20 protein-coding genes, 1 pseudogene and 1 riboswitch are annotated in these 20223 nt (G+C 59.6%); of the genes and pseudogenes, 9 read left to right on the top strand and 12 right to left on the bottom strand.

The genetic code is table 11. The features are described from left to right. Nucleotides 1-75: 75 nt before the first annotated feature. The 4 genes from AC1DXW_RS24830 to AC1DXW_RS24815 form a co-directional block, all read right to left on the bottom strand. Nucleotides 76-1440 (bottom strand): DUF1329 domain-containing protein, encoded by a 1365-nt coding sequence (locus AC1DXW_RS24830; RefSeq protein ID WP_477760568.1) that lies wholly within the window; start codon nt 1438-1440, stop codon nt 76-78. 28 nt (nt 1441-1468) lie between these two features. Continuing rightward, nucleotides 1469-3370 carry a DUF1302 domain-containing protein gene (locus AC1DXW_RS24825; protein WP_477756219.1) on the bottom strand — a complete coding sequence of 634 codons (1902 nt, stop codon included), beginning with the start codon at nt 3368-3370 and terminating at the stop codon, nt 1469-1471. Nucleotides 3371-3709: 339 nt separating this feature from the next. After that, nucleotides 3710-5392 carry a fatty acid--CoA ligase gene (locus tag AC1DXW_RS24820; protein WP_477756220.1) on the bottom strand — a complete coding sequence of 561 codons (1683 nt, stop codon included), beginning with the start codon at nt 5390-5392 and terminating at the stop codon, nt 3710-3712. Nucleotides 5393-5639: 247 nt separating this feature from the next. Beyond that, nucleotides 5640-6269 carry a LysE family translocator gene (locus AC1DXW_RS24815; RefSeq protein WP_477755332.1) on the bottom strand — a complete coding sequence of 210 codons (630 nt, stop codon included), beginning with the start codon at nt 6267-6269 and terminating at the stop codon, nt 5640-5642. 91 nt (nt 6270-6360) lie between these two features. Between AC1DXW_RS24815 and AC1DXW_RS24810 the strand changes: the two genes are divergently transcribed. From AC1DXW_RS24810 to AC1DXW_RS24800, 3 genes are all read left to right on the top strand, one after another. Then, on the top strand, nt 6361-7326 hold the full coding sequence (locus AC1DXW_RS24810) for a 2-hydroxyacid dehydrogenase (protein WP_477755331.1): 966 nt from the start codon (nt 6361-6363) through the stop codon (nt 7324-7326). A 33-nt stretch (nt 7327-7359) separates the two neighbouring features. Further along, nucleotides 7360-8358: a methyltransferase gene (locus AC1DXW_RS24805; RefSeq protein ID WP_477755330.1), complete on the top strand. Its 999-nt coding sequence runs from the start codon at nt 7360-7362 to the stop codon at nt 8356-8358. A 51-nt stretch (nt 8359-8409) separates the two neighbouring features. After that, nucleotides 8410-8534, top strand: a riboswitch (yybP-ykoY riboswitch). An 89-nt stretch (nt 8535-8623) separates the two neighbouring features. Then, complete coding sequence (locus AC1DXW_RS24800; protein WP_223461170.1) at nt 8624-9208, top strand: TMEM165/GDT1 family protein; 585 nt, start codon at nt 8624-8626, stop codon at nt 9206-9208. 146 nt (nt 9209-9354) lie between these two features. Here the strand turns inward: AC1DXW_RS24800 and AC1DXW_RS24795 are convergent, their stop codons facing one another. Beyond that, nucleotides 9355-10173 carry a M48 family metallopeptidase gene (locus AC1DXW_RS24795; RefSeq protein ID WP_477755329.1) on the bottom strand — a complete coding sequence of 273 codons (819 nt, stop codon included), beginning with the start codon at nt 10171-10173 and terminating at the stop codon, nt 9355-9357. Between the two features lie 272 nt (nt 10174-10445). Between AC1DXW_RS24795 and AC1DXW_RS24790 the strand changes: the two are divergent. After that, nucleotides 10446-11732, top strand: a pseudogene (locus tag AC1DXW_RS24790) (methyl-accepting chemotaxis protein); the annotation flags it as partial. A gap of 12 nt (nt 11733-11744) precedes the next feature. Beyond that, nucleotides 11745-12587, top strand: a complete 843-nt coding sequence (locus tag AC1DXW_RS24785) for a methyl-accepting chemotaxis protein (protein WP_477760573.1) — start codon at nt 11745-11747, stop codon at nt 12585-12587. Between the two features lie 57 nt (nt 12588-12644). Here the strand turns inward: AC1DXW_RS24785 and AC1DXW_RS24780 are convergent, their stop codons facing one another. The 3 genes from AC1DXW_RS24780 to AC1DXW_RS24770 are packed head-to-tail and all read right to left on the bottom strand — an operon-like array spanning nt 12645 to nt 13756. Further along, on the bottom strand, nt 12645-13268 hold the full coding sequence (locus AC1DXW_RS24780; RefSeq protein WP_108214888.1) for an SOS response-associated peptidase: 624 nt from the start codon (nt 13266-13268) through the stop codon (nt 12645-12647). A 35-nt stretch (nt 13269-13303) separates the two neighbouring features. Then, entirely contained in the window at nt 13304-13564 is a 261-nt protein-coding gene (locus tag AC1DXW_RS24775; protein WP_477755328.1) for a putative signal transducing protein, read from the bottom strand. Between the two features lie 9 nt (nt 13565-13573). Further along, a complete protein-coding gene (locus tag AC1DXW_RS24770; RefSeq protein WP_218426687.1) occupies nt 13574-13756 on the bottom strand; it encodes a CPXCG motif-containing cysteine-rich protein in 183 nt (60 codons plus the stop codon). A 139-nt stretch (nt 13757-13895) separates the two neighbouring features. Here AC1DXW_RS24770 and AC1DXW_RS24765 point away from each other — a divergent pair, with 139 nt between their 5' ends. Then, on the top strand, nt 13896-15062 hold the full coding sequence (locus AC1DXW_RS24765) for a 1-acyl-sn-glycerol-3-phosphate acyltransferase (RefSeq protein WP_477755327.1): 1167 nt from the start codon (nt 13896-13898) through the stop codon (nt 15060-15062). A gap of 77 nt (nt 15063-15139) precedes the next feature. Here the strand turns inward: AC1DXW_RS24765 and AC1DXW_RS24760 are convergent, their stop codons facing one another. Beyond that, nucleotides 15140-15418: a hypothetical protein gene (locus tag AC1DXW_RS24760; RefSeq protein WP_477755326.1), complete on the bottom strand. Its 279-nt coding sequence runs from the start codon at nt 15416-15418 to the stop codon at nt 15140-15142. A 190-nt stretch (nt 15419-15608) separates the two neighbouring features. Here AC1DXW_RS24760 and AC1DXW_RS24755 point away from each other — a divergent pair, with 190 nt between their 5' ends. Further along, nucleotides 15609-15815, top strand: a complete 207-nt coding sequence (locus AC1DXW_RS24755; protein ID WP_085613384.1) for a hypothetical protein — start codon at nt 15609-15611, stop codon at nt 15813-15815. 124 nt (nt 15816-15939) lie between these two features. On the opposite strand, the gene AC1DXW_RS24750 is transcribed toward AC1DXW_RS24755, so the two are convergent. Beyond that, nucleotides 15940-16524, bottom strand: coding sequence for a YajG family lipoprotein (locus tag AC1DXW_RS24750; protein WP_007973847.1), 585 nt, complete (start codon nt 16522-16524; stop codon nt 15940-15942). A gap of 205 nt (nt 16525-16729) precedes the next feature. Between AC1DXW_RS24750 and AC1DXW_RS24745 the strand changes: the two genes are divergently transcribed. Continuing rightward, on the top strand, nt 16730-16969 hold the full coding sequence (locus tag AC1DXW_RS24745; protein WP_477756266.1) for a hypothetical protein: 240 nt from the start codon (nt 16730-16732) through the stop codon (nt 16967-16969). Nucleotides 16970-17707: 738 nt separating this feature from the next. Then, nucleotides 17708-19216: a malate dehydrogenase (quinone) gene (gene mqo / locus AC1DXW_RS24740; protein ID WP_477756265.1), complete on the top strand. Its 1509-nt coding sequence runs from the start codon at nt 17708-17710 to the stop codon at nt 19214-19216. A 67-nt stretch (nt 19217-19283) separates the two neighbouring features. On the opposite strand, the gene AC1DXW_RS24735 is transcribed toward mqo, so the two are convergent. Together AC1DXW_RS24735 and AC1DXW_RS24730 are read right to left on the bottom strand one after the other, a co-directional pair. Continuing rightward, entirely contained in the window at nt 19284-19571 is a 288-nt protein-coding gene (locus tag AC1DXW_RS24735) for a PA4642 family protein (protein WP_218426680.1), read from the bottom strand. Between the two features lie 63 nt (nt 19572-19634). Then, entirely contained in the window at nt 19635-20120 is a 486-nt protein-coding gene (locus AC1DXW_RS24730) for a hypothetical protein (RefSeq protein WP_477760567.1), read from the bottom strand. Between the last annotated feature and the right edge of the window lie 103 nt (nt 20121-20223).

Raw genomic sequence — 20223 nt, 5'->3', positions numbered from 1 at the left:
AAAGTCTACAAACAAAAAAAACGCCCCGAACCAGTCGGGGCGTTTTCAGAGGGTGCGGCCTCTACTCAGTTCACCTTAGCGAACACCATCCTGACGCAAGGCGGCCGGGGTGAAGTCGCTGGTGGTGGCAGTGAAGCCGAAGTCATAAGCCGACTTCTCTTCGTTCTTCATGCCCAGCGCCAGGTAACGTCCCGATTGCAGGTCATACAAGGCTTCGAGGGCATACCACGGCACTTGCTTGTCGTAGTAGTTCTCGGCGTGGGCCTCGGCGACGCGCCACAGTTGACCGCGACCGTCGTAATGGTCGATGACCGCTGCTTGCCAGGTGTCTTCGTCAATGTAGAAGTCACGCTTGGCGTAGATATGACGCTGGCCTTCCTTCAGGGTTGCAACCACATGCCACACACGGCGCAACTCGTAACGAGCCAGGTCCTGGTTGATGTGACCGGCCTTGATGATGTCGGCGTACTTGAGCTTCGGATCGTCGAGCTTGTAGGCATCGGAGCCGATGTACATCTCTTTCTTGCCTTCGAGCTTCCAGTCGTAACGATCCGGTGCACCATTGAACATGTCCAGGTTGTCGGAAGTACGCAGGCCGTCGGCTGCAGTACCCGGGCCGTCATAGGACACTTGCGGTGCACGGCGCACACGACGCTGACCGGCGTTGTAAACCCACGCCGAGCGCGGCTCCTTGACCTGATCGAGGGTTTCGTGAACCAGCAGCACACCACCGGCCAGACGTGCCGGCGCGGTCACTTTCTGCTTGAAGTAGAACAGGATGTTGCCCGGATTTTTCGGGTCGTAATCCTTCATCTTGTCGCGGAACACGAACTGGTCCTGGAAGTACACCAGGCTGAACGAACCGTTCGGCTGTGGTGTGGCCTGTGTCACCAGGCGGGTCACGCTACCGCCGCGATAACGGGTGATGTGGTTCCAGATGACTTCCACGCCGCTTTTCGGAATCGGGAACGGAATGGCGGTTTCAAAGTTCTCCAGACCGTTACCGCCAGACACCAGATTGGTGTTGGTGGCGTTGCGCTTGATGGCGGCGAACACGTCATCCGGCACAGTGGCACCGCGGTGGGACGGATACACCGGCATCTTGAAGGTTTCCGGGTAGCGCTTGAACATCGCGTACTGGCCCGGGGCGAGCTTTTCCTTGTATTGGTCGACGTTCTGCGCCGTGATGGTGAACAGCGGTTTTTCACCCGGGTACGGATCGGACAGGAAGCCTTTGCTGTCGACGCTGCCGGCGTTCTTCGGCAACGGTTTCCAGGCCGGGATCGAACCGTCGGCGTTACCTGCCATTTCGGCGCCCATCGGGGTCAGGCTCTTGCCCAGTTTGTCGGCCTCGGCCTGAGGAACCGCTGCGATGACGCTGGTCGCCAGCAGCGAAAGACCCAGAACACCGGCGTGGAACAGACTCTTTGTTATTTTCATTTATGCGTTCGTCCTGAAAATACTGTGCTTAGAAGTTCACGCCGAGGCTGAGCGCAACGAAGTCGCGGTCATCCACGGTGGTGTACTTGCCGTCGAAGAAGTTGGTGTAAGCCAGGCTCGCGGTGTAGGTGTTCTGGTACTCGGCGTCGACACCCAGGCTCACCGCCTTGCGGCCTTCCTCGAAGTTGCCGCCAGGGCCAGGGGAGTAACCGCTCACGTCATGGGACCAGGCAACGTTCGGCTTGAGGTTCACGCCGGCAAACACGTCGTTGTATTCCCAGATGGCGCGACCGCGGTAGCCCCACGAAGTCGGGGTGGTGAAGCCTTCGTTGGTGCAGTTGCGGCTGCGGTTGTTGGTTGGCGTACCCGGGCCGGCACCGTTGATGGTGCTGGTGTTGAGCGCCACGCAGGTATCGAGCGCGCCAGAGGCTGGCAACTCACCCGGGCCGTAGACCGGATCGCGGCCATAACGAACGTCGGAAGTGCTTTCCAGGCCGCCAACGTGGGTCACGCCCACCTCACCCACCAGGGTCAGACGGCTGGCGCCCATGACCTGATCGAAGAAGTGCGTCAGGGTAGTCTGGAACTGGGTGACTTCCTTGCGACGATACCCGTGCAGGTCTTGACCCGGCACGCCGGTAAGCAGCGATGCATTGGTCAACGGATTGTTCGGGTTGTTATTGCCCAAAGGACGTACACCGGAGAACAGGATGTCGGTGGAGTTGAGCTGCACCGGAGCGTTCGGACGGTAGCTGATCTCACCGCTCCACGCCGTACCGGTAGGCAGGGTGGTGGAGAAGCTCAAGCCATACAGGCGAATGTCCTCGGGGTATTCGATGAAGTATTGCGAATTACCTGCCACCAGCAGTGGCCCGAGTGCCGCGAACGGGCCTGGAAGTCCCGCTGCAGTGTTGTAGACCGACTGAGGCGCACCGGTGGCGCTGAAGATCGGCGCACGGCTGTGGTAATTCATGAAGTAGGCGCCGAACTCGGTGTCCAGCGGATCGAACATGTACTTGAAGGACGCACCCCACTGACCGCTGTCGCGGGCATCACGATCGGGGCCACGACGCACCAGGACACCCTCTTCGTTGACGTCGACGCCGTTGGCGGCCAAAGGCCCCAGGGCAACGGCCGGAATTTGCGAGCGCTTGTTCAGCACGCGCAGGTTGTTGTCGCAGCCGTCGGCAACGATGTCTGGCTGGGAGAAAAACGTGCCGCAGTTGTCGACGACGGTCTGGTCCCATTCAATTTGATAGAACGCTTCGGCCGAGAGGTTTTCGGTCAGGCTCTGGGACACATAGAACATGTTGACCGGGATCAGGCCTTCCTTGATCTCGGCACCCGGACGGCGGAATGCAGACACGTCGATCGGGTTGATCGAGTTGATGCCACCACCGATGAAGGTACTTTCACCCCAGCTCACGACCTGCTTGCCCAGACGCACGGAGCCTGGCTGATCGGCAATGGAGTAGTTGTGGTAGACGAAGGCGTCGAGGAGTTGAGTGCCAGCGGACTTGGCGCCTTCCTTGCGACCGTCGTCGCTGATGTCCTTGAACGGACGACTTTCGTCTTTCAGTTCAAAGTCGTACCAGTATTTGCCACGGACGAAAACACCGGTATCGCCGTATTTCAGTTCAAGGTCATGGATGCCCTTGAAGATCTTCGAGAAGGTTTCCCCGCTCTTGAAGTTCAGGTGACCGTCATCAGAGGTCTGGGACAAACCCTTGCCGCCGTTGTTGACACCGATGAGGTTCTTGTTCGGCTGCTGAGTAGACCAGCTGGCACCAATCGACAGGGATGAGTCGAACTGACCTTCGATTTCACCTACGTTGAAACTGACGCCGAATGCTGGCCCGGCGAGCGTAGAGGCAAGACTGACAGCCAGGGGCAGTTTCGCCCGGCGCCAGAACTGGTTTACTGATGTCATCGACGCTACTCCATGTGCATTTTATTTTTATGGCAATGAGCACTTCTAAAAACGCTGTGGATAACCGGGAGCCATGGCATCCCAAAGTCATTCCAAAGTTGCATCGCCCCGGTTCGTGCGGTTGCTCCGTTCTTAAAAATCCTTGAACGGACTATAGCCAGCAGGTAGTAGTGCTTGATCCCTCTAAAGTGTGATTTGCAGTTGCCAGCCACTCTGGAACAGTCCTTTCGCCAGTCCGACACCCGTCGGCACGGCAAGGATGGCTGAAAAATTCGATTTGACAAGCCAAGCGCTTGCTTGGTGGGGCTGGCGTGCCCTTTCGGGCACGCCAGGAGGCGCTTAAAGCGTCGAGAGGAAGGTGCTGTTGGTGGCTTGCCATTCGGTGATGTCGACACGTATGCGCTTCTTGTCGAGTTTGCCGACGCTGGTCTTGGGAATTTCAGTAACAAGGGCGATCTGGCTCGGAATCGCCCACTTGCTCAAGTGCCCCAGCTCCACAAACGGCTTGAGGTGCTCCTTGAGTTCCCGGGCTCCGATTGCGTACCCCTCACGGAGCACCAGCAGGGCAAACGGCCGCTCGCCCCACTGCGGATCGGGGATCCCCACTACTGCTACTTCACGTACCGCCGCATGACGGCTGATCAGGTCTTCGAGGTCCAGGGAGGAAATCCACTCGCCACCGGTCTTGATCACGTCCTTGATCCGGTCACGAATGTCGATCACGCCCATGCTGTCCAGGGTCGCCACGTCGCCAGTGTGCAGCCAGCCGCCGGCCCAGAGCTCGGCGCCCTTCTGGGGTTCATTGAAATAACCCTCGGTGAGCCACGGTGCACGCAGCACCAGTTCACCCTGAGTCTCGCCGTCAGCGGGCAGGAAGTTGCCCTCGGTGTCGACGATCGCCGCCTCCACCAGCGGCCCTGGCACGCCGGCCTTGATCCGGTAAGTGGTGCGTTCGTCTTCAGTGCCGGCCATCAATTCGTCGTTGAGGTGCGCACACGACACCAGCGGCCCGGTTTCCGACATGCCGTACGCAGCGGTCAACTGAATGCCCTTGGCTTTGGCCGCCTCGTACAACGTACGGTTCAGGGCGCTGCCGCCGATGACGATTTTCCAGCCGCCGAAGTCGACATTCTGTGCGGCCTTGGCATTGAGGACCATCTGCAGGATGGTCGGCACGCAATGGGAGAACGTGACCTTCTCCTTGCGCCACAATTCCACCAGGTATTCCGGGTCATAGCGGCCGGGATACACCTGCTTGAGCCCGAGCATGGTCGCCACATACGGCAAGCCCCAGGCGTGGACGTGGAACATCGGGGTGATCGGCATGTACACGTCGTTGGTGCCCAACAGGCGCACGCTATCGATCGCGCCCATGATGGTCGACACGCCCATGGTGTGCAGCACCAATTGCCGATGGGTGAAGTACACGCCCTTGGGGTTACCGGTGGTGCCGGTGGTATAGAACGTGGTCGCGACCGAGTTTTCGTCGAAATCCTCGAAGTCGTACTGCGGGCTCGCCGCGGCCAGCAGTTGTTCGTATTCGCCGACGAGGTTCGGCAGGTCCGCGGTTTTTTCCGGCAGGTCAGTCAGCAACAGGGTTTTGTCGACCGTCGTCAGATGCCCTTCGATGGCCTTGTAGAGACCGACGAACTCGCTGTTGACCAGCACGAAGCGGTCCTCGGCGTGGTTCATGGTGTAGAGGATCTGTTCCGGCGACAGGCGCACGTTGATGGTATGGATCACCGCACCGATCATCGGGATGGCGAACATGCATTCCAGGTAACGATGGCTGTCCCAGTCCATCACACCCACGGCATCCCCGGGCTTGACCCCGGCCGCTGTCAGCACGTTGGCCAGTCGGGCCACCCGTTCGATCAGGGTCGGGTAGCTGTAGCGCAACTTGTCGCGGTAGATGATCTCGCGGGTTTTCTCATAACGGGCACCAGACATCAGCAGCCGCTTGATCAACAGCGGGTACTGGTAAGCGCCTTCGGCCGGGGGGATAACGCGAGTCTGCAACATAAGAATCCCTTTTTCTGACTGCACGGTCGTGACTGAAAGTACGCACTGTAGTGCCCTTGATCGTCAGCCAAATCAGCCAAAGGAATGATTTGCAGAGCCGCATGAATACTGGCGTTGCGCCAGCCTTCACAGAAGTTTGGTGATTGCGGTTGGACCCGGTGCAGGAGCTGCCGCAGGCTGCGATCTTTTGGCGATTCCAATAATGTTGAAGATCAAAAGATCGCAGCCTGCGGCAGCTCCTACGAAATCAATGCATCTCGGTAAAAGCCAGCTTCACGCCAATCGCAATCAGCACCGCGCCCATGGTCCGGTCGAACCAGTGACCCATGCGCGCAAAACCGGCGCGCACGCGCTGCTGGCTGAACAGCATCGCCACCAGGCAGAACCAGGTTGCCGTCGCCACCGCCAGGTAAACCCCGTAACCGGCCTGCACGGCAAGTGGCGTTTGCGGATTGATGACCACGGTGAACAGCGAGAGGAAGAACAGCGTGGCTTTCGGGTTGAGACCGTTGGTGACGAAACCTGAGGTGAAGGCACCCCGGGGCGTGCGCTCGCCGGCTTCCTTGTGCAGATCATCCGCCACAGGCTTGGCCGGTTGCGCGCGCAGTGCCTTGTAACCGATGTACAGCAGGTAAGCGGCGGCGGCCCATTTCAAGGCATTGAACAGCACGATCGACTGGGACACGATCAGGCCGATACCCAACAGCGAATAACCCACGTGCAGGAAAATCGCCGTCCCCACACCCAGCGCGGTCCAGGTGCCCGCGCGGCGACCGTGGGTAACACTCTCACGCACCACCACGGCAAAGTCCGGGCCGGGGCTGGCCACGGCCAGCAGGTGAATCAGGGCAACGGTCAAGAACTCTGTCCAGTACATGGGGGCTCCTTCAGGCCAAGCGTAATGATTTATTTCATCTGGTAGGCTCGGCAGATTACGCCTTCAGTTTATTGCACAAAAGGTACAGTTGATGACGAACACTCGCCGCGCCGTTTTTCTCGACCATCCGTCCCTGGACCTCGGCGACCTTGACCTCAATCCGCTGCGCAGTTGTTTCAGCGTATTGCAGCTGTTCGCCCAGACCTTGCCCGATCAAGTCATCGAACACCTCAAGGGCGCAACCGTTGCCATCAGCAACAAAATTGTCATCGATGCCGCCGCCATGGCCGCCAGCCCTGATCTCAAGCTGATCCTGATCACCGCCACCGGCACCAACAATGTCGACCTCGCCGCCGCCCGCGCCCACGGCATCACCGTGTGCAACTGCCAGGGTTACGGCACACCGTCGGTGGCGCAGCACACGATCATGCTGCTGCTCAACCTGGCCACGCGTCTGGCCGATTATCAAAAAGCCGTCGGCGCAGGCCGCTGGCAGCAGGCCAAACAGTTCTGTTTGCTGGATTACCCGATTGTCGAACTCGAAAGCAAAACCCTTGGACTGCTGGGCCACGGCGAATTGGGCGGCGCAGTCGCACGGCTGGCCGAAGCCTTCGGCATGCGCGTTCTGCTGGGGCAAATTCCCGGACGCCCCGCCCGGCCGGACCGCTTGCCGTTGGATGAACTGTTGCCACAGGTCGATGCCCTGACCTTGCACTGCCCACTCAACGAACATACCCGCCACTTCATCGGTGCCCGTGAACTGGCCTCGATGAAGCCCGGTGCATTTGTGGTCAACACCGCACGCGGTGGTCTGATCGACGAACAGGCACTGGCCGACGCCCTGCGCAACGGGCATCTGGGTGGCGCCGCCACGGACGTGCTGAGCGTCGAGCCACCCATTAATGGCAATCCGCTGCTGGCCCACGATATTCCGCGCCTGATCGTCACCCCGCACAACGCCTGGGGCAGCCGCGAAGCGCGCCAGCGAATCGTTGGCCAAGTGACCGAAAACGCACTGGGATACTTCAGCGGTAAGGCGCTGCGGGTCGTCAGTTGATAAACTGCGGCACTTTTTTTCACGGGAGCAGTTATGGATCCGCGCAGTGAAGTACTGCTTCGTCAGGCCGAGTTATTCCAGGGGTCGGTGTTGCTGGCCGGTTTGCCCGCCGACGACTTGCTGGGCCGTCTGCCCGACGCTCACGGCTGGTGCTGGCACGCCGGCGATCAGGCCGCGCTGGACGCCCGCTTTGCCGAGCGCAGCCATTTTGGTGTGAATGCGCCTGAGCGCGCGTTCGATACCGCCGTGGTGTTTTTGCCCAAGGCCAAGGACCTGACCGACTACATCCTCAACGTCCTCGCCTCGCGGCTGGCCGGCCGCGAGCTGTATTTGGTCGGCGAGAAAAAAAGCGGCATCGAGGGTGCCGCCAAACAACTCAACCCGTTCGGCAAGCCACGCAAGCTCGACAGCGCGCGGCACTGCCAGCTCTGGCTGGTCACCGTGGCCAACGCGCCTGAAGCCAAACCGCTGGAAAGCCTGGCGCAGACCTATGAACTGCCACTGGCCGAAGGCCCGTTGAAAGTCATCAGCCTGCCGGGTGTGTTCAGCCACGGTCGTCTGGATCGCGGCAGCGCGCTGCTGCTGGAGCATCTGGACAAACTGCCCAGCGGTCACTTGCTCGATTTCGGTTGCGGCGCAGGGGTTCTGGGCGCGGCGGTGAAACGTCGTTACCCGCACAACCAGGTCACATTGCTGGATGTGGATGCCTTTGCCGCTGCCAGCAGTCGCCTGACCCTGGCGGCCAATGGTCTGGAAGCCGAGGTGATTACCGGTGACGGCATCGATGCCGCCCCCATGGGCTTGAATGCGATCCTCAGTAATCCGCCGTTCCATGTCGGCGTCCATACCGATTACTTCGCAACTGAGAACTTGCTGCGAAAAGCAGCCAAACACCTGAAAAACGGTGGCGAACTGCGCTTGGTGGCGAACAGCTTCCTGAAGTACCAGCCACTGATCGAAGAGCACCTGGGCACCTGCACGATCAAGGCAGAAGGCCAGGGTTTTCGCATCTACCGGGCCAAACGCAGCTAAGGCTTTTTTTGAAAAAGAAGGCTTGCCGAATGGATTTTGCCTAGGCAGAATCCGCTCCGTCCTAGGGGAGTAGTCTCCCACGAGCGCCACGCTCGTCCGGCATGCGTCAACATACTTGGTCAAAAGATCATGGCGCATGCGACCCAAGCATCCACATCAGATGGATCGCAGGGTTTGACAAGACCTATGACACGAACACCTTACCCGGGGCGGGAAGGCTGTACGTGTCATAGCCGTGTCGACCCGCCCCTTAGGAAAACCCCTGATGCTGGATTCACTACTCGTACCTACCGCAATCGTTGCCTTGGCCGAAATCGGCGACAAGACGCAACTGCTCGCGCTCATTCTCGCTGCCCGCTTCCGCAAGCCCTGGCCGATCATCGCCGGCATCGTCGCCGCGACCCTGGCCAACCACGCTGCAGCCGGTGCGATAGGCGCCTGGGTCGGCAGTTTCTTCTCGGATACGATGCTGCACTGGATCCTCGCCGCGAGCTTCGCCGCGACCGCACTGTGGACCCTGGTCCCGGACAAGATGGATGACGACGAAGCCAGCACCGCCCGCAAGTTCGGGCCATTCCTGACTACGCTGATCGCGTTCTTCCTGGCGGAAATCGGCGACAAGACTCAGATCGCTACCGTGATGCTCGCGGCCCAGTATCCAGAGCTTTGGCTGGTGATCATCGGCACCACCCTTGGCATGCTGATTGCCAACGTACCGGTGGTACTGGCGGGCAACTTTGCCGCAGACAAATTGCCCTTGACCCTGATCCGTCGACTGGCGGCGTCGGCGTTCTTCATCCTGGCGATTGTCGCGGTGTACAAGGCGATGCAGAGTAGCGGGTGGGTTTGACGGTTTAGGTCGATAGACCGAGTTATCGTTCATCGTCGGAACGCCGCCCGGAGCAAGCTCGCTCCCACAGGGTTCGGCGTCGAGCACAAAACCAATGTGGGAGCGAGCTTGCTCGCGATGGCGGTAGCGGCCTCACCGCATAGACATCAGGACTTCTTGGCCTGCTCATACAAAGGCATGACTTTCGGAATCGCCGCCTGCAACGCCGCAATACGACTCGACGACGCCGGGTGAGTACTCATGAACTCCGGTGGCGCACCTTCCGAGACCTTGCTCATCTTGTTCCACAGGGTGATTGCGGCATTCGGGTTGTAGCCAGCACGGGCCGCCAGTTCCAGGCCGATCAGGTCCGCTTCGTTTTCATTGGCGCGGCTGTTAGGCAAGGTCATGCCGTAGTTGGCCACGGTATCGGCCAGGGCCATGGTGTCCTGCCCCAACCCCAACAAGGCACCGGCGCCCTGCTTCGCCATTTCGATGCCGTAAGCCTTGGACATCGCTTCACGACCGTGCTCGCGCAAGGCGTGGGCGATTTCATGGCCCATGATCGCGGCGATTTCATCGTCGGTCAGGTGCAGGCTGTCGATCAGCCCGGTGTAAAAGATGATCTTGCCGCCAGGACCGCAGTTGGCGTTGAGTTCATCGCTCTTGATCAGGTTGACTTCCCACTTCCATTGGGCCGCGTCCGGACGGAAGTTCGGTGCCTGGGCAATCAGCCGGTCGGCAATCGCCTGAACCCGCCGGGCTTCATTGCTGGTCTTGTCCAGCACACCTTTGCTGGACGCTTCGCCCACTGTCTTCTGATAGGACTGGGCGTACATCTGGTCGACCTCTTGCGAGGACAACATGCTGAACATGTACTGCTTGCGCTCAATGCCCACGGCACCGCCGCTGGTGGTATTGACCGACTGACAACCGGTGAGCAGCAGCGCTGCGCTCAGTGCACTGACAACCAAAATCTTGTTCATCAAAAAATTCCCTGAAAACATGCCGCGTATCCTAGGCGTGGAAATGTGTCGACGCCAGATACAATGGACGTAAGACGCACAATTCGGACAAAGCTCTCATCGCCGTAGAAAACAATTCACATACGCCGACAACCCGCAGTCCATCCCGCCGCGCATTGATTCAATTACGACATCCAACACCCGAAAACAGTCATTTCAACTGCCCGCGCTCATGCCCGCCCGACACCCTGCCGATACACCTGGGCAGACGTCCTTTCGCGTGCGGAGCCACCATGAAATTCAAATCGATCCAGTTTTCCGTGGCGGCCCTTGCCGGCGCCATTGTCCTTAGTGTCGTGGTAGCGCTGGTGGTGTACGCGCTGTTTTCCGGCGCCCGGACGCAAGACATGGTCCAGGAACGGACCCAGGCACAATTCGAGCAAGTCATCGAACAACGCCTGACGTCCCTGGCGCAAACCCAGGTCAGCCAGATCCAGCGTGAACTCGAAGCACCGCTGCTGATTGCCGGCGCACTGGTGCGGGTCAACGCCCTGATTGGCACACCGGGTGCCAATGGCCAGCCTGCGCTGAGCCTCAGCCGCGAGCAATTGATCGGCCTGATCAAGGAAAACGTAGTCAAGAACCCGAAAATCCTCGGCACCTATATCGGTTGGGAGAAAGACGCACTGGATCACAACGATGCGGCCTACGTCGGCACCCAGGTAGTCGGCATCGACGCCGCCAACGGGCGCTTCCTGCCCTGGTGGTTCCGCAACGACGATGGCACCCTGGGCCTGGACAAACTGGTGGACGTCGACGACCAGAAAACCCTGTCCACCGGCGTGCGCGCCAGCGAGTACTACCTGTGCTCAAAAGAAACCAAAAAATCCTGCGTGATCGATCCGGCGCCTTATAAGGTGGGCGACAAAATCGTCATGCTCGCCTCCTTTATTGAACCGATCATGCTCAACGGTGCCTTCCAGGGCATCGTCGGCGCTGACCTGTCGGTGAACTTCATCCAGGAAATGCTCCTGGGCGCCAACCAGAAACTCTACAGCGGCGCCGGGGAAATGGCCCTGATCGGCGGCAATGGCCGGATCGTTGCTTACACCAAGGATCCGAGCAAATTCGGCGAGAAGGTCAGCGACATCCTCGACAGCAAGCAGATCGCCAACATGGCCAATCTCAAGCGCGGCGAAGTCACCTATTCCGTCGACAAGACCCAAGGCCGGATCGAGTTGTACCTGCCGTTCGGCATCGGCCAGACTGACGCCCGCTGGACCTTGATGCTGCAGCTGCCGCTCAATGCGGTCATGGCCGACCTGCAAAAACTCCAGGCCGACCTGAACGCACAGCGCAAATCCGACACCTTCGGCATGGCGATGGTCGGTCTGGTGATTGCCGGTATCGGTTTGCTGGTGATCTGGCTGGTGGGCCACGGCATCGCCCGTCCGCTCAAGCAGATGGTGGCCATGCTCGACGATATCGCCCAGGGCGAAGGTGACCTGACCCGGCGCCTGACCAGCGACCGCACCGATGAACTGGGTTCGATCGCCAAAGGTTTCAACACGTTCCTGGCCAAGTTGCAGGCGATGATCACCCAGGTGGTGACGTCGGTGCAGAGCGTCAGCGATTCGTCGGAACACACCGCCGACATCGCCATCCGCACCAACACCGGTGTACATAAACAAATGGCCGAGATCGATCAGGTGGCCACCGCCGTGCAGGAAATGACAGCCACCGCCCAGGACGTGGCGCGCAATGCGACCAAGGCCGCACAGGCCGCCAGCCATGCCGATCAGGCCGCCAGCCAGGGCATGCAGATCGTGCGCGACACCTCGAACTCGATTGGCGCCCTCGCCGTGGAAATCGGCCGCGCCGTGGGCGTGGTGCAAACCCTGGCCAAGGACAGCGAAAACATCAACGCCATCCTCACCGCCATTCGCGGGATCGCCGAGCAGACCAACCTGCTGGCCCTGAACGCAGCCATCGAAGCCGCCCGCGCCGGTGAACAGGGCCGAGGTTTTGCGGTAGTGGCCGACGAGGTGCGCAACCTGGCGCAGAAGACGCAAAAGGCCACCGAAGAAATCCAGACCATGATCCAGCAACTGCAGCAAGGCACGCGGGATGTGGTGCGGGTCATGGAAGACAGCCAGAACCGTACGGACGAAAGCGTACAGCACGCGGCCAAGGCCGCCGAAGCACTGGAAACCATCACTCAGGCGGTGTCGGTGATCAACGACATGAATACCCAGATCGCCAGCGCGGCCGAAGAGCAAAGTGCGGTGGCGGACGACATCAACCGCAACGTGATCAACATCGGCCAGGTGGCCAATGAAGTGGCCGGCGGCGCCGATGAGTCGAGCGCGGCCAGTGCGGATTTGACCAAGCTGGCCGAGCAGCAGCGGCGGTTGATCAATCAGTTCAGGGTCTGATCCGAAGGCCCCATCGCGAGCAAGCTCGCGATGGGGCCGGTTCAGCCACCCAATAGCTCAACCCGGAGTGAGGCACTCCGGTCCATTGAGCTTCGGATCATTCACCATGTTGGCCAGGACCCGTTCGCGCAATGCGGCAGGCTCACTGGCCAGCAATCCTTGCAAGACATGCAACGGCGTCTCGGGATCCAGCCACGCGGCCTGACCCGCCTCATCCAGAATCAACGGCCGCCGCTGGCTTGCCGCCGGTTGGGTAATCACGGCGGTACTCAGCCAAACCTGCTCTTGCACCGGATACGCCTCCCAGATCGCCGCAAAAAATAATGACGAGCCCTCCCCCGGTGTCAGCCAGTACGGGCGCTTGCGCGTTGTGCCGCGCCATTCGTAGAAACCATTGGCCGGCAACAGGCAGCGGCGCTCGCGCAAAGCCTGGCGAAACATTGGCTGTTCGGCAACGGTTTCGGCGCGGGCATGGGCCGGGGTGCGGGACAGATCGGTCAGCCAGGGTGGCGTCAGCCCCCAGCGGGCACGGGCCAGCGTGCGCTGGCCGTCAGGCCCGGCCCGCAGCATCAACACCGAATCATTGGGGGAAATGTTCCACTGCGCCTGCTGGTCGGCGGGAAAACCGGGCAGCGCCGCGAAGGCGGGGTTCCAGCGAAACAGGGCATAACGTCCACACATGGGGCAATACGGCTCTTGATCAAACGAACGCCAGCCTAACAGACCAGCGTGCCGGGAAAGCTGTCCGGTTCATCGCCGGACAGCGGCAGCGCGGCATTGTACGCGGTGATCAGCTCGCGGGCGTATTCGGCCTGATCGTTCTCGACCGACAACCCGAGCAGGCCATAGATCGGCAACTCCCCGGAGCCGCCGAGCAAATCACGGCCCACCAGATACGCCTCGATGCCCTCGCTGGCGAGCATGCCTTGCAGCAATTCGCCTTCCATCAGGTTCTCCGGATCGTAGATGCGTTGCATACATGCCCCTCAGTCGTTTTCACTGAACACTTCGAGATGCCATTCCTCTTCATGAACCTGCAACACGAAGGTTATCGGCCGGCAGCACACCTGACAGTCTTCAATATACGTCTGATCCCCGCCGGACAGATCCAGGGTGGTCTCGACTTCCTCACCACAATACGGACATTCATATTGCGCAGTTTCCAGCATCGCGGTCTCCCAGGTGACTTGTGCGTATAATCGCCGGTCTATTTGCAGGGCTATTTTTGTCTGGCTACTTTTTCAGACCGTGCCCCGCCGGTTTTCGATCAGAACCTTTACTTACCCTAGCCGTTTCTAACAAGAGAGCATGATGGGCGAATTCGATGCCATCCGACCTTACGACGACAGTGAAGTCCCGGCAGTGCTGGCACGACTGCTCGGCGACAAGGCGTTTCTAGATATCCTCACCCACTTCCGCTTCCCGCGTTTCGCCGGCGCTTTAGGCTGGGCACTCAAACCTCTTATAGCCCATCGGTTGCGCCGTGAGTTTGCCGGCATTACCTCCGTGGCCACGTTACAGGACAAAGTCGAGGTTTACGTCGACCACACCATCGAGCGCGCCACCGACGGTGTCACTTATACCGGGGTGGAGCAATTCAAGTCCGGCAATGCCTACCTGTTTATCGCCAACCACCGCGATATCGTGATGGACCCGGCCTTCGTCAACTATGCCGTGTACCACGCCGGCCTGCCGACCCCGCGCATCGCCATTGGCGACAACCTGCTGCAAAAGCCTTTCGTCAGCGACCTGATGCGCCTGAACAAGAGCTTCATCGTGCACCGCTCGATCAGCGGTCGCCGGGAGAAAATGGCGGCCTATCAATTGCTGTCGGCGTACATCAACCATTCGATCCGCAACGATTGCGCCTCGATCTGGATTGCCCAGGCCGAGGGCCGCGCCAAGGACGGTGACGACCGTACCGAATCGGCGATCCTCAAGATGTTCCACATGAGTCGCAAGGACGAGCCGTTCGGCGAGGTCATCCAGTCGCTGAACCTGACCCCGGTGTCGATCAGCTACGAATACGACCCCTGCGATCAGGCCAAGGCCCGCGAGCTTTACATCCGCGCCACCACCGGCAGCTACACCAAGGTGCCCGGCGAGGATGACGTAAGCATTGCCAAGGGCATCACCGGCTACAAGGGTCGGGTGCATGTGAACTTTGCCGCGCCGATCAGCGAACTGTTCGAAGACACCAAGCAGTTGGCGGTCGAGATGGACAAGCAAATCCTCAGCGGCTATCGCTTGTTCCCGGTGCACTACCTGGCGTACGCACAGTGGAAAGACGCCGATACGCAGTTGCAGGTGCCAAAAGCCGCCGAAGTGTTCCCGGCCGAGGAACTCGCCAAGGCCCAGGAAGAATGGCAACGCCGCCTGGACGCCTGCCCTGAAGAGCATCGTCCGTTCCTGGTGCTGCAATATGCGACGCCGGTGCGCAATCAGTACCGGGTGAAGGCAGGGTTGCCGCTGTAAGCGGTTTCGGCCAGATACAAAAAACGGCGCTTGCGAGCGCCGTTTTTTTTTGCAAGATCTTTGGCTTCAATAAAGCTCTAGACCTGAGTACTGACCCAGGAAACCAGCAGCGCCATCCCCATGCAGGCAAAACCGAAGATGTAGAAAAACCGGTTCTTGCGCAAGGTCGCCCAGTCCAGCGCGGGCTCTACATTGGAGCTGCTCTGCCGCTGCACCTGCAAACTGGCCATCGCGCGCAGTTCGCGGCGACGGGTGGCGTGCAGCAGCCAGCCGCCCGGGAAGGCAAAGAGCAAGGCCAGCAGATTGATCAATTTGGCGGGATGGGCGGTAAACAGCGTCATCAAGTGCAGCGACATCACAAACCTCAAGTCAAACAGGTGGCAGGTGCCGGACCGGCGACCGCGGCGCGGATTCTACCGAAAGCCTGCGCGCCTGCCCTCTGTTTCCGACAAATAACGAAGTAATTGATCAATGGCTGTCCTGCGTCACGGCTTCGTCATCTGTATCGGCGACCATGCGCGCCTCGAAACCGACAGGGACTACGTCATGCTCCACGCCGAAAACCAGGATCGTCTTTACCTCATCAGCCCCAGCGACGAACAGCAAGCCCTCGTCGGCAGCCTCGCTTTCAACGTTCAGGATCGCCATTGGCTGGTGTATTGCGCCTTGGGCGGGCATCAACATGCGGATTTGCCGGAAACGGATTTGCTGACGGGTGTGAGTGTGCTGGATTTTTACTCGCAAGCGGCCTGACACCCCCGATCTCCTGTGGGAGCGAGCCTGCTCGCGATGGACTTGAAGACACCGCGGGGTATCAGATTCCCCGCGTAATCGTTAACGACCATCGCGAGCAGGCTCGCTCCTACAGGGGCTCGCATTACTCGCCGAGAATCTGACCCACGGTCGGGTCCTTGAACAGGCGGGTCAACGCATCACTGAGCACATCGCTGACCAGCTTGGTGTTGGTTTCCTGGTTCGGCGCCATACCGAAGCGCTGGTCCAGGGACGAACCATAACGGCCGCTGTAGCGACGGTTGGCGTTCTGTACATCGGAGCGGAACGTCGCGCCGATGGTGGCTTCGGTCACGTACATGCCTTCCTTGGGCGACTGGTACTTCAACTCCGCCAGGGTCACGGTCAGTTGCGGTGCATTCATGGCGTTGTTCGTCGGGGTAAAGCCCAACAGACGCACGGCGGCTTCAGCCTGGGCCTGCAGCTTCGGCAGGATCTGCGCGCCCTGCACGGTGATCGCGCTGGTCTCCGGATACAGGCCGCCACGGGTACCCAGCGTCGGCGACGGACGACCGTCCACTACGCGCACCACGACAGGCTGGCCATGGCCGACCGGGGCCAACTGGGCGGTCAGCTTGGGTTCCGGGCTCAGTTGTTGCGGGCTGTGGGCGCAGCCAACCAGGGTCAAACTGGTCACAGTGATCAAACCGAACAACAGGCGTTGCAACATGCTCTTCTCTCCAGAATCAGGCACAAACAGGCCGGCAGTATAGCGGTGCGCCACTGCAGGGAACCAGCACCTCACAGTGTTTGATGAAATCTCTGACAACCCCCCAGGCAATGCGGTTCCTGTCACACAGATGTCACCACTCATACACTTGCATGTAATGGCCTACAGGCTATCTTGTCAGTAGTCGCCCACACGGTACTTCACCATGCGCCATCTGATCTCTCTGTTCGCGCCACGCCCACTGCATCGCTGCTTCGCCCTGCTCGACCGCAACGGCCACTGCCAGGCCTTCAAGCAGTGCAGCCTCCAGCCCATGGGCGATGGCTGGGTTGAAATCGAAGAGATCCGCCTGAACTGGCTGAATCAACCATTGCCTACCGGCGTCCGGGTCGTTTCGCAGCAGCAACAGCCACGCTCGCGAGCACAGCAACTGATGACGACCTGACCAAACACCTAATAAAAGTCATTAAACACGACCATTTCCCTGCGTTTCTTAGATACAATCTCCCCCCGATTATAAGGACGTCTCCTGATCGGGCCTCGCAGCATCGTCAATGCGCTTGTATTGACACCCCGCACCGCCCACAGAGAGCCGCCCACACAGATCGAGTGAAGCTGGCGCGCTTGCTGTTTTGTTGAGCAAAACCTCCACTTTTCGCGAATCTGCAGAGCTGTCATTACGCTCGGTCACTGAGTTGTCTGCCCGTTTTGCCTGCCTTGCATCCCATGGCGGCAATTTCATCCGGGCACGGTGCCAGGCTGGGACAGCCCTTTTTGAGGTTCACGTCTTCAAAAGAGCGTGAAAAAAACGGGTTTTCACAACTTCACAAGAGTGTGGCGAGCAAATGAATAGTTTTGCGTCTGAACATGCACCATTAGCGTCTACAACAGCCCAACGACACAGGACCGAGTATTCCTCGAACACCGGAGCCTGAAGCCTGTCCGCTACGGATTTGGTTGCACAAACGGATGTATCGACCATAAGTCGAATTGCCTCCCGCGCGCTGAAATGAGTTCATATGGCTCATAGGCACGGCAGGTAGCGTCCGTCGAAGTTGCGATAAATTGCGAAGATTCGGACATGGCGATCCTGCCATGGGTACCTGGGGCAACACTGACACGCCCCGTCACTCCTGGCAGCCATGCCGACAATTTGGTGCTGCAGATTTTGGAGACGCGTTAAATGGCGCATAACGAAGCAGTCGACGTAGTACTGGTTGGGGCCGGCATCATGAGTGCCACCCTTGCAGTACTGCTCAAAGAGCTCGACCCCGCGATCAAGCTGGAAGTCGTCGAGCTGATGGATTCCGGTGCCGCGGAGAGTTCCAACCCGTGGAACAACGCCGGTACCGGTCACGCCGGGCTGTGTGAGCTCAACTACACGCCGCAGGCAGCCGATGGCGCCGTCGACATAAAGAAAGCCGTGCACATCAACACCCAGTTCGAGGTGTCGAAGCAGTTCTGGTCGTACCTGACCAAAAAAGGCACGTTCGGCTCGTGCAAATCGTTTATCAGCCCGGTGCCACACCTGAGTTTCGTGCAGGGCGACAGCGGCGTGTCCTTCCTCAAGGAACGCTTCAAGGTGCTGAGCAAGCACCACGCCTTCGCCGACATGGAATACACCGAAGACAAGGCCAAAATGGCCGAGTGGATGCCTCTGATGATGCCTGGCCGCGATCCTGGCGAAACCCTCGCCGCGACCCGCGTGATCAATGGCACCGACGTCAACTTCGGCGCCCTGACCAATCAGTTGCTCAAGCACCTGACCAGCGCCCCCGATGCCCAGGTCAAGTACTGCAAGCGCGTGACCGGCCTCAAACGCAGCAACGGCGGCTGGACCGTCAGCATCAAGGACGTCAACAGCGGCAACAGCCGTGAAGTCGATGCCAAGTTCGTCTTCCTCGGTGCTGGCGGCGCGGCATTGCCATTGCTGCAGGCTTCGGGCATCGAAGAGAGCAAAGGCTTCGGCGGTTTCCCGATCAGTGGCCAATGGCTGCGCTGCGACAACCCGGAAGTGGTCAAGCACCACCAGGCCAAGGTCTACAGCCAGGCTGCCGTAGGCTCGCCACCGATGTCCGTGCCGCACCTGGACACCCGTGTGGTCGACGGCAAGAAATCCCTGCTGTTCGGACCGTACGCCGGTTTCACCACCAAGTTCCTCAAGCACGGTTCCTTCATGGACCTGCCGATGTCGGTTCGCGCCGGCAACATCGGTCCGATGCTGTCCGTGGCGAAAAACAACATGGACCTGACCAAGTACCTGGTCAGCGAAGTGATGCAATCGATGGAGCAGCGCCTGGAATCCCTGCGTCGCTTCTACCCGCAAGCGAAAGCCGAAGACTGGCGCCTGGAAGTGGCCGGCCAACGGGTGCAGATCATCAAGAAAGACCCGAAAAAAGGCGGCATCCTGCAATTCGGTACCGAACTGGTCGCGGCCAAGGACGGTTCCCTGGCGGCACTGCTCGGCGCTTCGCCTGGTGCCTCGGTGACCGTTTCGATCATGCTTGAGCTGATCGAAAAATGCTTCCCGAGCAAAGCCAAGGGCGAATGGGCCACCAAACTGGCCGAAATCTTCCCGGCTCGGGAAAAGGTTCTGGAAACCGACGCTGCGCTGTATCGCAAGATCAACTCGCAGAACAACGTTGCTCTGGAACTGATTGAAGCCAGCAGCGAGACCGAAAGCTACGCTTGATTCGGCTGCATAAAAAACGCCCCGCCCTCATTGAGAGCGGGGCGTTTTTTTGTGCCTTTAAAAGATCTTAACCGCGAGCCTTGTTGATCAGCTCGATGTACTCGGCGGCATTGCGCTGATCCTTGATCAGCGCAACGAAGTCATTGCCGTGCTCATCCTTGCCATTCACGTCGTAACCCGCTTCGACGAAGAACGTCAGGAAACGCTCGAAATCGTCGATGCGCAGGCCACGGTAGGCCTTGACCAGTTTGTGCAGGGACGGGGAAGTCGCGTCGACCGGCTCGAAATCGAGGAACAATTTGATCTGCTCATCGCCGATCTCGTCACCAATCACTTGTTTTTTATCTTTACGCATTGCCGACTCCAGCTCGCAGACATTACACGGGGCGGGCAGTTTACCCCCGCGCAGGCACAGGGCTCAACGCGGACGAGTGCTGCCGGTGTGCAGATCGGCCCAAACATGCCCATTGGCGTAGCTGAGAAACTGGCAATACACCGTGTCATTGCGCAGCAAATCGATCACCACGCGGTATTGAGCGAGCGGGTAATAGAGGGTCAGGGTTTTGCTCTTATCGTCGTAGACCGGCTTCTTCAGGCTTTTGCTTTCACCATCGAAGTTGACCAGCACCTGACTGATGGTGGCGCCCTTGTTCAGGGATTTGCCCTTGAGACGAATCATTAAAGGTGACGTGACCGGAATCGGCTGTTGATTGGATTGACGCTGGGCACCGACCACCACCGAATAATCGGTGACTTGCATCAGTTGCTGCTGTTCGGGGTCGGCATCGCGCAGAGCGAGATCGTCCGGCGGCAGGAATTGACTGTGCATGGGCGCGGGCGCGGCAGCCAAGGGCAAGCTGAGGGTCAGCAACAGGGCGGCGCAGCTGCGGATAAAAGGGCTCATGGCAGGCTCCGAAATGGGGCCGGGCACTCTACCATGGGTTTCAAAGCAAAAGATCGCAGCTTGCGGCAGCTCCTACAGGGTGTACATCAAACCCCTGTAGGAG

Source organism: Pseudomonas sp. P4_C4 (assembly GCF_056402055.1).
Note: the sequence above shows the minus strand (reverse complement) of the source record. Positions and strands in the feature narration are given on the sequence as shown.